Source organism: Burkholderia sp. Bp9015 (genome assembly GCF_003853505.1).
Lineage (GTDB): Bacteria > Pseudomonadota > Gammaproteobacteria > Burkholderiales > Burkholderiaceae > Burkholderia.
Map to the genome: position 1 here is coordinate 186,182 of NZ_QTPZ01000008.1, position 12,723 is coordinate 198,904.

The following is a 12,723-nucleotide window of genomic DNA, read 5'->3' on the forward strand; positions in this document are numbered from 1 at the left end:
GAGAACGACATGACGCACCCGCAACCCCGCACGATCGTGCTCACCGGCGCCGGCACCGGCATCGGCGCCGCGTGCGCGCGCCGCTTCGCCGCCCGCGGCGATCACGTCGTGCTGATCGGGCGGCGCCGCGCGCCGCTCGACGCGCTCGCCGCCGAGACGGGCGGCCTCGCGCTCGCCGGCGACGCCGCGAGCACGGCCGACTGGGCCCGCTTCGTGCCGGAGATCGCCGGGCGGTTCGGCCCCGTCGATGCGCTCGTCGCGTGCGCGGGGGGCCACGGTCTCGGCCGCGCGGACGAAACCGACGACGCGCAATGGCGCGACGCGCTGCATGCGAACCTCGACACCGCGTTCGTCAGCGCACGCGCGTGCCTGCCCGACCTGATCGCGCAGCGCGGCAGCATCGTGCTGGTCGCGTCGATCGCCGCGCTCGCGGCCGGGCCCGGCGTATGCGGCTATACGGTCGGCAAGCATGCGCTGCTCGGGCTCGCGCGATCGCTGGCACGCGACTACGGGCCGCACGGCGTGCGCGCGAACGCTGTGTGCCCGGGCTGGGTCCGCACGCCGATGGCCGATGCGGAAATGGAACCGCTGATGTCCGCATACGGCGACACGCTCGACGGCGCGTATTCCCGCGTGAGCGCCGACGTGCCGCTGCGGCGCGCGGCCGATCCGGACGAGATCGCGGCCGTGTGCGCATTCCTGGCATCACCGGATGCGTCGTTCGTAACGGGCGCGACGCTCGTCGCCGACGGCGGCGCAACGGTCGTCGACGTGCCGACCCTCGCATTCGACACGCTTTGATGCATGGGGATACGCCGCCCGCACCACGCATCTTCACTGCACGGGGACGCATCGCCCGCGCGCGCATCGTGACAGGCGGCCGCGCTCGCCCGCCGGCACGCGACCGCCCGTCCCTTCGCCCGGCGCATGCACCACGCCGCGCACGCTTCCCGCCCCGGAAATCCGCTAACATCGACCGATCCCGCCGCCCCTGCGCGGCCCTGCCTCACCGATCGGAATTCCATGAACATCCGGTTTCTAGAAACCTTCGTCTGGCTCGCGAAGCTGGAGAACTTCCGGCTCACGGCCGAGAAACTGCACACGACGCAGGCGGCCGTGTCGAGCCGCATCGCGTCGCTGGAAGAAGCGTTCGACGTGCGGCTGTTCGACCGCAACACGCGCTCGGCGACGCTCACGCCCGCGGGGCGGCGCATGCTCGCGTACGCGGAACGCATCGTGCGGCTCGACAGCGAGATGCGGCGCGACATCGACGCGGCGAGCGACGCGGGGCTGATCCGGATCGGCGTGATCGAGTCGATCGTCCACAGCTGGTTTCCGGCACTGATCGCGCAATTGCGCGAGCGCTATCCGCGCCTCGACGTCGAGATCACCAGCGACACGACCCTGCACCTGATCCGCCTGCTGAGCACCGACGGCGTCGACCTGATCCTGCAGACCGACCCGGTGCCGGGCCCCGACTTCACGAACCTGCCGCTGTGCGAATTCCCGGTGCGCTGGGCGGCGAGCCCGCGTCTCGGGCTCGGCGGCGAACGGCTCGACGTCGCGCGGCTTGCCGCGTACCCGATCATCAGCTTCTCGCGCCACTCGGGCCCGCACGCGACGATCGAGCGGCTGTTCGCGGCCGTCGAGCGGCCGGCCAGCATCAACTGCATCACGTCGGTCGCCGCGATGATCCGGCTCGTCGCCGACGGTTTCGGCGTGGCCGCGCTGCCGCCTGCGATCATCGGGCGCGAACTGCAGGAAGGCGCGCTCGAACTGCTCGACGTCGAACCCGAATTCCCCGCGCTGCCGCTCGTCGCGTCGTATCGCACGCAGGGGCTGCCGGTCGCCGCGCGCATCGCGGAACTGGCGAGCGAAGTCGCGCGCGCGATGCCGGCGGCTTCCAGTCATGCGAAGCCCGCCGCATCGGCAAAGGCCGAGGCCGACATCGTCGACAAGTCCCCCGCCCGCTCGGCGAAAAAAGCCCGACCCGCCTCGGCAAAACGCACGCTCCAATCCGCGTCGCCCGCCCCCCCGGCGAAACGCCGCCCGCGTCGCTCATAAGAAAACCTGTTCACCGCGAATTTGTTTTCTTGTTGGACGGGTGCGGCCCGTCTTCGGGACACTGCGGTTCCTGACACACCCCGTCACAAGGAACCCGCCATGTCCCGCCTTTCCCTTCCGCACGGCCAGCTCTGCGTCTGGACGGACATCGATCCCGCGCACGAAGCCGATTTCAACGCGTGGTACGACCGCGAGCACATGCAGGAGCGTGTCGCGATTCCCGGCTTCACGCATGCGCGGCGGTTTCGCGCGACCGATGGCGGCCCGCGCAAGTACCTCGCGCTGTACGTGACGGACACGCTCGACGTATTCCATAGCGACGCGTACCGGCGCGCGTTCACGCAGCAGACCGCGTGGTCGCTCGCGAACTTCGAACGGATGACGGGCACGCAGCGGCGGGTCGGCGACCTGACGATCGAGGCCGGCGACGGCGAAGGCATGCATCTCGCGCTGTTCGTGCTGCCGCCGAAGCGCGTCGACGTGCCGCACCTGCGCGAGCGCTTCGACGCGGCGCTGCACGAACCCGGCATCCACGCGGCCCGGCTGTTCCGCACCGCGCCGGACCTGTCCGCGCCGATCGGCGCCGATGCGGCCGCGCGTCCGGCCGCCGACGCGCTCGTGCTGATCGAGGGCAGCGATGCCGCGGCCACGCGCCGCGTCGCCGCCGCGATCGCCGGTCACGACGACGTGCGCACCTTCGACCTGCTGTGGCGCGCCGCCGCGCCGCTGCCGGCCGCCGGTCGCGACGCCGAAGCCAAACCGGCCGCCGCCGCGTTGCCGGCCTGAACGCCGACGCCGCCACCGGCCGCGCCGTCCGTGATCCACACGCGGCCCGCGCATCGGTCCCCGCGCGTCACCCCCGTCCTTCTTCACGACATGCCCGACACCATGAGCACTCTCGCCCAGCCCGCCGCCCACGCGCCCCGCCGCGTCCGCAACAGCCGACTCGCGACCGCGAGCATGATCGGCACGTCGCTCGAGTGGTACGACTTCACGATCTACAACACGCTCGCCGCGCTCGTCTTCAACCACCTGTTCTTTCCGTCGGTCGATCCGCTGGCCGGCACGATCCTCGCGTTCTCGACCTATGCGGTCGGCTACGTGTCGCGTCCGCTCGGCGGCTTCGTGTTCGGCAACCTCGGCGACCGCATCGGCCGCCGCGCGGTGCTGATGCTCACGCTCGTGCTGATGGGTGTCACGACCGCGCTGATGGGTGCGCTGCCGACCTATGCGCAGGCCGGCATCCTGAGCCCGATCCTGCTCGTCGCGCTGCGCTTCGTGCAGGGTGTCGCGCTCGGCGGAGAATGGGCCGGCGCGGTGCTGCTGTCGGTCGAGCACGGCGACCAGAAACGGCGCGGACTGTCCGCGTCGTGGACGCAGATCGGCCCGTCGTTCGGCACGCTGCTCGGCACCGGCTGCATCGCGCTCGTGACGCTCTCCACCACGTCCGACGCCTTCCTGTCGTGGGGCTGGCGCGTGCCGTTCGCGGCCAGCGCGCTGCTCGTCGTATTCGGTTTCTGGCTGCGGCGCGGCGTCGACGAAACGCCGCAGTTCGAGCAGCTCGCCGAGTCCCACGCGACCGCCGACGTGCCTGTCGCCGAAGTGCTGAAGTGTCACTGGCGGCGCCTGCTGATCGCCGGCGGCTCGCGGATCGGCTCCGACGTGCTGTACGCGCTGATCGTCGTGTTCACGTTGACCTACGTGACGACCGTGCTGCACCTGTCGCGCCCGGTCGCGCTGACGGCCGTGATGATCGGCACGGCCTGCAACGCGCTCGCGGTGCCGTTCTTCGGCGCGCTGTCGGACCGCTTCGGACGCCGTCCGGTATACCTCGCCGGCGCGATCGCCGGGATCGTATGGGCGTTCGTGTTCTTCGCGATGCTCGATTCGGCGCGGCCGGGCGCGATCGTCGCGGCGGTCGCGATCGGCCTCGTGATCCATGCGGTGATGTACGGCCCGCAAGGCGCGTTCGTCACCGAACAGTTCCCGACCCGCGTGCGTTATGCGGGCTCGTCGCTGGCCTACACGCTCGCCGGCATCGCCGGCGGCGGCTTCGCACCGCTCGTGATCGCCACGCTGTTCCGCCAGACGGGCGCGACGACGGCCGTATCGCTGTACGTCACCGCGGCGCTCGTCGTCACGTCGATCGCGCTGCTGGCCGCGCGCGAGACCGCGCACCGGCCGCTCGCGGATTGAACATCCCCGCCGGTCGTTTCACTCATTCGCACTTCGAACGGATACCCGCATGCAAGCCCTGTCGTTCAACGTGATGTCCCTGCAAGGCGCGCCCGCCCGGGTCGACGTCGAGATCGAACGTGTCGTGATCGCCGGCTGGGCCGGCCGCGATCCGGACGCGATCCGCGCGCACATCGACGAACTCGCGGCGCTCGGTGTCGCGCCGCCGTCGGCCACGCCGTGTTTCTATCGCGTGTCGTCCGCGCTGCTCACGCAGGCGCCGTCGATCGGCGTGCTCGGCGCACGCTCGGGCGGCGAGATCGAGTGCGTGCTGATCGACAGCCCGGTCGGCACGCTGGTGACGGTCGGCTCCGATCATACGGATCGGGAAGTCGAGGCCTACGGCGTCGCGGTGTCGAAACAGGTGTGCGCGAAACCGCTCGGCCGCGAGGCGTGGCGTCACGCGGACGTCGCCGATCATTGGGACGCGATCGAGATGCGTTCGTGGTGGATCAAACCCGGCGGCGAGCGCGTCGCATATCAGCACGGCGCGGTCAGCGGGCTGCTTGCGCCCGCCGCGCTGTGGCACCGCTTCGACGACCGGCGCACGATGCCCGCGCGCTGCGCGATGTTCGGCGGCACGGTCGCCGTACACGGCGCGATCGCGGCGATGGGCGACGGTGACGCGTTCGAGATGGAACTCCACGATCCGGTGCTCGGGCGCAGCCTGCGGCACCGGTACGAGGTCGAGGTATTGCCGGTTGTCGCGTAAAGGACGGTGGCGGGTGCGCAGGCAATAAAGAACATGACCCGCACGCGGCCCCGTCACCCGCCTTGAGCGCTCGCCGTCATCGCAAGCAGCCCAGCCCGGCCAGCGTCGCCTCCACCGCCGTATCGAGCGGCGTCACCGGCTCGCGGCCCAGCACCGCCGTCACCCGCGCGTTGTCCATCCGGAGCGGCTCGCGCCACAGATAGCGCATCTCGAGCATCTCGCGCATCGTCGTGACGAACGGCGCCGCGACCCACACGAGCCACCACGGGAAACGCCGCACCGTCGGGCGCATCCCGTGCCGCTGCGCGACGCGGCGTACGGCCTGCGCCATCTGCGTGCCGTCCGCGTCCCAGTGACCGCCGAAGTGGAAGCGCGCGAACAGCGCCAGCGTGTCGCGCCGCTCGAGCAGCTCGACCATCGTGCGCGCGACGTCCGGCAGGTACGCCCATTGATGGCCGACGCCCGGCCGGCCCGGCACGCTGATGGCCGCGACGGGCCGCCCGGCCTTGACGAGCGCCTGCCCGAACCAGTTGTTGCCCGCGTGCGCCCCGAAGAAATCGCCGGCCCGCACGATGATCGTCCGGACGCCCTGCGCGGTCGCCGCCTGCAACCGCCGCTCCATCTCGACGCGGATCGCGCCCTTGCGCGTCACCGGATGCTGCGGCGCCTCTTCGCGCAGCACCGGAAACGCGTCGGGGCCATAGTTGTAGACCGTCCCCGGCAGCACGACGGTCGCCTGCGCCAGCGTCGCCGCCGCGATCGTGTTGTCGAGCATCGGCAGCACCTGCGTCGACCAGTTCCGGTAGCCGGGCGGATTCACCGCATGCACGATCACGCTGCAGCCGCGCGCCGCGCGAACCACCGCCTCGCGGTCGAGCGCGTCGCCGCGCAGCCACGCGATCCCGTCGCGCTCCACCGTCTCGGCGTCGAGCCCGCGCTTGAGCGCGCGCACCTGCCAGCCGGCATCGCGCAACTGACGCGCGACCTCGCCGCCGATACCTCCGCTCGCGCCGAGCACGAGTGCCTGTCGTTGCGTCCCGCCTGCGTTCGCCGTCATTGCCGTTCTCCGTGAATGAACCGTTGTCAGCACCCATTCTGGCGCGAGGCAGCCTAACAAGGAATTGCCTAACCCGATGCATCAGCTATACATTTATGCATGGCCATCGATCTGAACTGGGAACGCTACCGCACCTTCCTCGCCGTGCTGACGGAAGGCTCGCTGTCGGGCGCGGCGCGCGCGCTCGGCATCACGCAGCCGACGGCCGGCCGCCACGTCGCGGCGCTCGAAGCCGCGTTCGGCCAGACGCTATTCACGCGCTCGCCGTCGGGGCTGCTGCCGACCGAGGCGGCCCTGGCGCTGCGCGGCCATGCCGAGGCGCTGCGCAGCGCGGCGGCCGCGTTCGAGCGCGCGGCCGCGAGCCACGGCGCGGGCGTGCGCGGCACCGTGCGGATCTCGGCCAGCGACGTGATCGCGGTGGAGGTGCTGCCGCCGATGCTCGCGCAGTTGCGGCGCGACCATCCGGGGCTCGTGATCGAACTGGTGCCGACCGACCGCATCCAGGACGTCCTGAATCGCGAGGCCGACATCGCGGTGCGGATGGCGCCGCCCGCGCAGGAGGCGCTCGTCGCGCGGCGCATCGGCGCGCTGGAAGTCGGGCTGCATGCGCGCGACGACTACCTGGCGCGCAACGGTACGCCGTCATCGACGGACGAACTCGCCCATCACGCGCTGATCGGCTTCGATACGGTCACGCCGTTCATCCGCGCGGCGGGGCGCGGGATGCCGCTGTGGAACCGCGATGCGTTCGCGCTGCGCACCGACAGCAATCTCGCGCAGCTCGCGATGATTCGCGCGGGCTACGGGATCGGCTTCTGCCAGAACCGGCTCGCGCAGCGCGATGCGCGGCTCGTGCGCGTGCTGCCGGACGGGCCCGCGACGAAACTGGAAACCTGGATGGTCATGCACGAGGATCTGCGGACGAGCCCGCGTTGCCGGGCCGTGTTCGATGCGCTGGCGAACGGGCTGCGTGCGTATGCCGAAGGGACGGCCGACTAGGCCGTTCCCGCCCGCCGCACGCGCGAATCGCCGCGGCGCGCGCTATTCGTGGATCTTGCCGGCGAACAGGATGTCGGCCATGCGCCGCCACGGGTTGTCGGGCAGGTCGTAGCAGCGCAGCCCCTCCTCGGACGCCTCGGCCCAGTCGACCATCGCCTCCAGGTACTCGCCGATCGAGCGGTTTTCCCAGCCGAGCGCGGCGGCCGCATACGGCGCCGGCGGCAAGTCGGCCTCGAGCTGGCGCTCCTTGTGCCAGTCATGGCCGAGCACGCGCAGGAAACGGATCAGCGAGCGCTCGTCGATCACCCGCTCGAGCGCGTGCGCCAACCGCGCGGCCATCTCGCTTTTCAGTTCGTCGTTCATGCGTATCGCCCCCTGCTACGCAACGTTCAGAACGCTTCCAGCTCGCACCAGCCGGGATACGTTTGCTCGACGATGAAGAAATCGTCGAAGTAGACCAGCCCGCGCCGTTCGAGCGACCTCATGCACGCATCGGCGGCGTCGCCGCCGAAGAACGGGCCGAGCGACACCAGCCGGTCCGACTCGTCGAAACAGTCGGCGAAATTGAATTCGCGCATGAGCGCGGACAGGTCGACGTCTTTCTCGACCGGCGCCGCGCGTCGAACGACGATCCCGAAATCTCTCGATATTTTCATCGGTACCGACTCCCGTCGAATACGTGCCGCTGCGCCGACGCGCAAGCGTGCTTCACGCTTTACATCAGCAACTGCCGCGACAGCACCTCGCGCGCCTGCGTGACCGTCTCGCGCTCGCCCGGCATCGGCGGCGTCAGCGAGAACACCGCGTCGGGCAGCGTCGGCAGCCGGTATTTCGCGCCGAGCCGCACGAGGCCCTCGCCGATCGCCGACGCGCACAGGCAGCCGACGCCGAGCCCCGCCGCCAGCATCGACTGCAGCCCCGCGACGCCCGACGCGCTGTGCACGAGCACGTACGGCGCGTGCTGCTCGTCGAGCGAGCGCACCGCGATCTGATGCATCATGCAGTCGTCCGGCAGCAGCACGAGCGGCAACGGCTCGGGCAACTGCTCGGCGAGCGCGGGCGACGTGACCCACGACAGCGGCTCGCGCCGCAGCACCCAGCGCGTATCGGCCGACGCGGGCCGGAACGGGCCGCTCGACAGGTTCATCACGACGCCAAGATCGATCTGCCCGCGCGCATGGGCAGCTTCGATCTCCGCGCTCTTCATCGCGCTCACATGCAGGCTCAGTTGCGGGTAGCACTCCCGCAACCGCGCGAGCAGGCCCGCGACTTCATGCGTCCGGTAGTAGTCGGTGATCGCGACGCGCAATTCGCCCTTGATCGCCTGTCCGCGCACTTCGTCGAACGCGGCCTCGTTCAGCGCGACGATGCGCCGCGCATGCTGCAGCAGGCGCGCGCCGGCCGGCGTCGGCTCGACGCCGCGCTTGCTGCGCACGAACAGCGGCACGCCGGCGCGCGACTCGAGCTTGCGCACCTGCTCGCTGACCGTCGACTGTGACAGATGCAGCAGCGGCGCGGCCGCCGTAAGGCTGCCCGCATCCGCCACCGCCGCGAACGTGCGTAACTGATCCAGATCGAAACCGCGCATCGCACCCTCCATCCATCGAATAACCCGATGGATGCTACCACCAATTCCCGCTTTTCCGATTCATCGGCGGTCCGCAGAATATCGGTTCAACGGCCCGCCGAACCCGTTTCCACGGGATTCGGCATGCGTTGCGGCCGCCATTCTTCCGGATTTCCTTTCATGACCGACAACACCCTCGCCCGTTGCGCGCCGGCCGGCGCGGCTGCCGCGACACCGCCGCGCAGCCATCACGGCTGGGCGCTCGTGGTCCTGCTGGTCGGCGCCATTCTGCCGCCGCTCGACTACTTCATCGTGAATCTCGCGCTGCCGGCCATCCGCGACGGCATCGGCGCGCGGCCGGCCGAGCTGCAGCTCGTCGTGTCGGCCTACGCGTGCGCGAACGCGGTCGTGCAGATCACCGGCGGGCGTCTCGGCGACCTGTACGGCCGCAAGCGGATGTTCATGATCGGGATGGCCGGGTTCGTCGTCGCGTCGGCGCTGTGCGGGCTCGCCGGCAGCGGCGCGGTGCTGGTCGGCGGCCGCGTGCTGCAGGGCCTGTTCGCCGCGATCCTCGCGCCGCAGGTGCTCGCGACGATCCGCAGCGTGTTCAGCCCGCAGGAGCAGGTGCGCGTGATGGGCTTCTACGGTTTCGTGTTCGGCCTCGCGGCCGTGATCGGCCAGCTCGGCGGCGGCGCGCTGATCGACCTGCATCCGTTCGGGCTCGGCTGGCGCGCGATCTTCCTGGTCAACGTGCCGATCGGCATCCTCGCGCTGCTCGGCAGCTGGCGCTTCATCCCGGAAAGCCGGCCACCGCGCGGCCAGCGCATCGACGTGCCCGGCACGGTGCTGCTGTCGCTGTTCCTGCTGATGCTCGTCTATCCGCTCACGCACGGACGCGAGGCGGGCTGGCCGCTGTGGATGATCGCGTGCGTCGTCGGTGCGCTGCCGATGCTCGGCGCGCTGCTGGCGGTCGAAGCGCGCCGGCTCGCCAGCGGCCGCGACCCGCTGCTCGACGTGCGCCTGCTGCGCAATCCGGTCGTCGCGCTCGGGCTCACGCTCGCGTTCCTGTTCTACATGCTGAGCGCGTTCTTCCTGAGCTACGGCATCTATCTGCAAGGCTGCCTGAACTGGTCGCCGCTCGCGTCGGGGCTGGCGATCCTGCCGCTCGGCATCGGCTTTCTCGCGAGCCCGCTGCTGATGCCGCGTCTCGTCGAGCGGTTCGGCGGCTATCGCGTGCTCACGCTCGGCTTCGCGATGCTCGCGGCCGGCGTCGCGACCGCCGCCGCGCTGGCCGGCGATCATGCGCCCGGCCCGGGCTTTTACGCGGGCATCGCGGCGATCGGCATCGGGCAAGGCCTCGTGCTGCCGTCGGTCGTGCGGATCGTGCTCGCGGAAGTCGACGCGGCGCGCGCCGGGGTCGCATCCGGCATGGTCACCGCGATGCTGCAGATTGGCGCGGCCGTCGGCGCCGCGACGCTGGGCGGGCTGTTCTTCGCGCGGCTCGGCGCGCAGCCGCGTGCGCTCGACTACGTGCAGGGGTTCAGGACGGCGATGTGGGCGCTGGCGGCCGTGCTGCTGGCGTGCGTCGCGTTGTCGGCCGCATTGGGGCCGATGCATCGGCGGGGGCGCGCCATCGCGTGACGACGCCGGCCAGGGAAGCCCGCCCCGGCAGCGAATCGCGGCATGCGCGCCCGCTTGCCGGCGGCGGGCTCACTGGTGATGCTTGAATTGCGCGTGCCGTGCTTCCCATTCGGCCAGCTCGACGCGATAGCGCGCCAGCGCTTCGTCGTACAGGTCGAACACGCACGGCGAGCAGCCGCTGTTGCAGCAGTCTTCCAGTTCGGGTTGTTCGGGCGGGGTCGGACGCGGATCGTCGGCGAGCGTATCCGCGGAGGCAGGCTTGGTCACGGCTTCAGTCATATGGTGTGGAACGCCCAGTATACGGTGATGGTCAGCGGCATGCAGGCACGCACCGGGCGCAGCCGCGCATCCCGCACCGACAGGAATCGCGCCATGGCCGAAGCAGTGAATCCGCCGGAACGCCGGGCGCCGTTCGGCGCCCTCTCGATGGCCGCGATCCAGGGCGACGGCCGGATCTGATCGAAATCGCGACGATCGCGGAAATCTCGCGTGCGCGATTTCGCATGCCCCGCCGCCGCACTCGAATGCGATAACCCGCTCCCGACTACGCCACGCGACCGCTCACCGGAATCGATGCGCCGGTGATCGCCTGCGCGTCGGGCGACAGCAGGAACCCGATCGTCGCCGCCAGCTGTTCGGGCCGGACCCAGCGCGTGAAATCCGCATCCGGCATGTCCGCACGGTTCGGCGGCGTGTCGATGATGCTCGGCAGCAGCGCGTTCACGGTCACGCCGCGATCGAGCAGTTCCGCCGCCAGCGCCTCGGTGAGCCGCGCGACGCCCGCCTTCGCGGCCGCATAGGCACCCATCCCGGTGCCCGCCTTGAACGCCGCGCCCGCGCCGATGTTGACGATGCGGCCAGCCCGGCTCGTCACCAGATACGGCAGCGCGGCCTTCGACGCGTTCAATGCCGTCTTCACGTTCAGTTCGTACATGCGGTCCCACGTGGCCGCGTCGCCGTCGGCGATCGTCTGCCAGACGAACGCGCCCGCGATGTTCAGCAGCGCGTCGACCCGGCCGAATTCGCGATTCACCGCTTCAAGGGCGCGCGCAGCCGCCTGCGGATCGACGAGGTCGATGCCGCCGATGCGCAGCGCATCGGCCGGCACGCCGGGCAACGCCTGCGCGTCCGGCGGCGCGCCGCGGCCGATCAGCGCGACGCGCGCGCCGCGCTGGCCGAGCCAGGCGGCCGTGGCGACGCCGAGATGGCCGAATCCGCCGGTGATCGCGACTGCCTTGCCTTTCAGGTCGTGTTCCATCGATGTGCTCTCCTGGGTCGAGGGGGTTGGATGATACGTGGTTCGGGGCGATGCCGGTACCGACACGGACGCGCGTGGCCACCGTTTCGACAGCGTAGCGCCGTTCATGCCGCGTGCGCACGGCGATAAATGCGTCACCGCCAACGCAGCCGCTCGGTTGATCCGCAGCCATGAAGGCGCGCACCGCGCATGACGGTGGACGGCAGGAGGTAGGCGTTAGGCGGTGGGCGGTGGACGGTGGACGGTGGACGGTGGGCAGTGGGCAGTGGGCAGTGAGCAGTGAGCAGTGGGCGGTGGGCGGTGGGCGGTGGACGGCGGACAGCGGACAGCGGACAGCCGACGGCCGGGCATAATGCGCGAACACGGTGCGCCGCGCGGTGCCCCGTGATCGCGCCGGGTCCTTGAACGGCCCGCGCCGTTTCCGTAACGAAACCCGAACCTCAACCCGTCTATCCCATGCAAGTACTCGTCGTTGGCACCGGCAAGCTGGCAACCGAACTGCTCGGCTCGCACCGGCTCGACCCCGCAACCTGTCGCGTGACGGCCTGGTCGGACCCCGCACGCACCGAGACGCGTTCGATCGTCGTGCACGCCGGATCCGGCCGCGAGCTACCTGCCGCGATCGAATTCTGCCGCGCAACGGGCTCGCCGCTCGTCGAGCTGTCCACCGGCTCCGAGCTCGAAACCGGATCGCACGACTTCCCCGTCGTGCTTTGTCCGAATACGAACATCCTGATGCTGAAGTTCATGAGCATGCTGGAAACCAGCGGTCATCTGTTTCGCGACTGCCGCATCAGCGTGACGGAGTCGCACCAGGCCGGCAAGACGTCCGTGCCGGGCACCGCGGTCGGCATCGGCCAGTCGCTCGGCGTGCCGGCGCAGGACATCCGCTCCGTGCGCGACCCCGACGAACAGCGCGACGCCCTGCAGATTCCCGACGATCAGCTCGGCCGCCATGCGTTCCACCGGATCCGCATCGAGGATGGCGCATGCAGCCTGCAGTTCGAATCGCGCGTGTACGGCGCGTCGCCTTACGCGGACGGCGTGTCGCGGATCGTCGAGACCGTCCGGCAGCACGAACTCGAACCTCGCCGATACTCGATCGTGGAGTTCATCCGCAACGGCTGGCTGTAGCCGCGACGGTGCGCGGCTTGGCCGACGACACCGCGGCCGGCACATTCGACGGCCGC

The 12,723-nt window shown here is 70.5% G+C and carries 14 protein-coding genes and 1 pseudogene; 9 read left to right on the forward strand and 6 right to left on the reverse strand.

The features are described from left to right. Positions 1 to 9: 9 nt before the first annotated feature. The 5 genes from DIE12_RS11730 (at position 10) to DIE12_RS11750 (ending at position 5,011) form a co-directional block, all read left to right on the forward strand. Entirely contained in the window at positions 10 to 801 is a 792-nt protein-coding gene (locus tag DIE12_RS11730; RefSeq protein ID WP_124523703.1) for an SDR family NAD(P)-dependent oxidoreductase, read from the forward strand. Between the two features lie 222 nt (positions 802 to 1,023). Then, the gene (locus tag DIE12_RS11735; protein WP_124523701.1) at positions 1,024 to 2,064 is read left to right on the forward strand and encodes a LysR family transcriptional regulator; all 1,041 of its coding nucleotides are present in this window, start codon (positions 1,024 to 1,026) and stop codon (positions 2,062 to 2,064) included. 99 nt (positions 2,065 to 2,163) lie between these two features. After that, complete coding sequence (locus DIE12_RS11740) at positions 2,164 to 2,850, forward strand: DUF4286 family protein (protein WP_124523699.1); 687 nt, start codon at positions 2,164 to 2,166, stop codon at positions 2,848 to 2,850. A gap of 90 nt (positions 2,851 to 2,940) precedes the next feature. Then, entirely contained in the window at positions 2,941 to 4,260 is a 1,320-nt protein-coding gene (locus DIE12_RS11745) for an MFS transporter (protein ID WP_124523697.1), read from the forward strand. Between the two features lie 49 nt (positions 4,261 to 4,309). After that, positions 4,310 to 5,011 (forward strand): DUF2848 domain-containing protein, encoded by a 702-nt coding sequence (locus DIE12_RS11750; RefSeq protein ID WP_124523696.1) that lies wholly within the window; start codon positions 4,310 to 4,312, stop codon positions 5,009 to 5,011. Positions 5,012 to 5,087: 76 nt separating this feature from the next. Here the strand turns inward: DIE12_RS11750 and DIE12_RS11755 are convergent, their stop codons facing one another. Continuing rightward, entirely contained in the window at positions 5,088 to 6,068 is a 981-nt protein-coding gene (locus tag DIE12_RS11755; RefSeq protein WP_124523694.1) for an NAD-dependent epimerase/dehydratase family protein, read from the reverse strand. A gap of 99 nt (positions 6,069 to 6,167) precedes the next feature. Between DIE12_RS11755 and DIE12_RS11760 the strand changes: the two genes are divergently transcribed. Then, positions 6,168 to 7,067, forward strand: coding sequence for a LysR family transcriptional regulator (locus DIE12_RS11760; protein ID WP_124489057.1), 900 nt, complete (start codon positions 6,168 to 6,170; stop codon positions 7,065 to 7,067). A gap of 42 nt (positions 7,068 to 7,109) precedes the next feature. On the opposite strand, the gene DIE12_RS11765 is transcribed toward DIE12_RS11760, so the two are convergent. The 3 genes from DIE12_RS11765 to DIE12_RS11775 are packed head-to-tail and all read right to left on the reverse strand — an operon-like array spanning position 7,110 to position 8,655. After that, positions 7,110 to 7,430 carry a hypothetical protein gene (locus tag DIE12_RS11765; RefSeq protein ID WP_124489058.1) on the reverse strand — a complete coding sequence of 107 codons (321 nt, stop codon included), beginning with the start codon at positions 7,428 to 7,430 and terminating at the stop codon, positions 7,110 to 7,112. A 26-nt stretch (positions 7,431 to 7,456) separates the two neighbouring features. Beyond that, entirely contained in the window at positions 7,457 to 7,723 is a 267-nt protein-coding gene (locus DIE12_RS11770) for a hypothetical protein (protein ID WP_124523692.1), read from the reverse strand. A 59-nt stretch (positions 7,724 to 7,782) separates the two neighbouring features. Beyond that, positions 7,783 to 8,655, reverse strand: coding sequence for a LysR family transcriptional regulator (locus DIE12_RS11775; RefSeq protein WP_044846723.1), 873 nt, complete (start codon positions 8,653 to 8,655; stop codon positions 7,783 to 7,785). 159 nt (positions 8,656 to 8,814) lie between these two features. On the opposite strand from DIE12_RS11775, the gene DIE12_RS11780 reads away from it, so the two are divergent. Next, complete coding sequence (locus tag DIE12_RS11780) at positions 8,815 to 10,275, forward strand: MFS transporter (RefSeq protein ID WP_124523690.1); 1,461 nt, start codon at positions 8,815 to 8,817, stop codon at positions 10,273 to 10,275. Positions 10,276 to 10,344: 69 nt separating this feature from the next. On the opposite strand, the gene DIE12_RS11785 is transcribed toward DIE12_RS11780, so the two are convergent. Continuing rightward, on the reverse strand, positions 10,345 to 10,542 hold the full coding sequence (locus DIE12_RS11785; RefSeq protein WP_409333436.1) for an oxidoreductase-like domain-containing protein: 198 nt from the start codon (positions 10,540 to 10,542) through the stop codon (positions 10,345 to 10,347). Positions 10,543 to 10,647: 105 nt separating this feature from the next. Here DIE12_RS11785 and DIE12_RS11790 point away from each other — a divergent pair. Further along, positions 10,648 to 10,731 (forward strand): annotated as a pseudogene (locus DIE12_RS11790) (RidA family protein); the annotation flags it as partial. 88 nt (positions 10,732 to 10,819) lie between these two features. On the opposite strand, the gene DIE12_RS11795 reads toward DIE12_RS11790, so the two are convergent. Next, on the reverse strand, positions 10,820 to 11,533 hold the full coding sequence (locus DIE12_RS11795; protein ID WP_124523686.1) for an SDR family NAD(P)-dependent oxidoreductase: 714 nt from the start codon (positions 11,531 to 11,533) through the stop codon (positions 10,820 to 10,822). Positions 11,534 to 11,989: 456 nt separating this feature from the next. Between DIE12_RS11795 and DIE12_RS11805 the strand changes: the two genes are divergently transcribed. Next, positions 11,990 to 12,667, forward strand: a complete 678-nt coding sequence (locus DIE12_RS11805; protein WP_124523682.1) for a dihydrodipicolinate reductase C-terminal domain-containing protein — start codon at positions 11,990 to 11,992, stop codon at positions 12,665 to 12,667. Positions 12,668 to 12,723: the final 56 nt, after the last annotated feature.

What these genes read in the sequence shown, in the direction of transcription:
- DIE12_RS11805 (WP_124523682.1), top strand. Translation starts at nt 11,990, where the DNA reads ATGCAAGTACTCGTCGTTGGCACCGGCAAGCTGGCAACCGAACTGCTC.
- DIE12_RS11770 (WP_124523692.1), bottom strand. Translation starts at nt 7,723, where the DNA reads ATGAAAATATCGAGAGATTTCGGGATCGTCGTTCGACGCGCGGCGCCG.
- DIE12_RS11750 (WP_124523696.1), top strand. Translation starts at nt 4,310, where the DNA reads ATGCAAGCCCTGTCGTTCAACGTGATGTCCCTGCAAGGCGCGCCCGCC.
- DIE12_RS11780 (WP_124523690.1), top strand. Translation starts at nt 8,815, where the DNA reads ATGACCGACAACACCCTCGCCCGTTGCGCGCCGGCCGGCGCGGCTGCC.
- DIE12_RS11760 (WP_124489057.1), top strand. Translation starts at nt 6,168, where the DNA reads ATGGCCATCGATCTGAACTGGGAACGCTACCGCACCTTCCTCGCCGTG.
- DIE12_RS11730 (WP_124523703.1), top strand. Translation starts at nt 10, where the DNA reads ATGACGCACCCGCAACCCCGCACGATCGTGCTCACCGGCGCCGGCACC.
- DIE12_RS11775 (WP_044846723.1), bottom strand. Translation starts at nt 8,655, where the DNA reads ATGCGCGGTTTCGATCTGGATCAGTTACGCACGTTCGCGGCGGTGGCG.
- DIE12_RS11745 (WP_124523697.1), top strand. Translation starts at nt 2,941, where the DNA reads ATGCCCGACACCATGAGCACTCTCGCCCAGCCCGCCGCCCACGCGCCC.
- DIE12_RS11765 (WP_124489058.1), bottom strand. Translation starts at nt 7,430, where the DNA reads ATGAACGACGAACTGAAAAGCGAGATGGCCGCGCGGTTGGCGCACGCG.
- DIE12_RS11795 (WP_124523686.1), bottom strand. Translation starts at nt 11,533, where the DNA reads ATGGAACACGACCTGAAAGGCAAGGCAGTCGCGATCACCGGCGGATTC.
- DIE12_RS11740 (WP_124523699.1), top strand. Translation starts at nt 2,164, where the DNA reads ATGTCCCGCCTTTCCCTTCCGCACGGCCAGCTCTGCGTCTGGACGGAC.
- DIE12_RS11755 (WP_124523694.1), bottom strand. Translation starts at nt 6,068, where the DNA reads ATGACGGCGAACGCAGGCGGGACGCAACGACAGGCACTCGTGCTCGGC.
- DIE12_RS11735 (WP_124523701.1), top strand. Translation starts at nt 1,024, where the DNA reads ATGAACATCCGGTTTCTAGAAACCTTCGTCTGGCTCGCGAAGCTGGAG.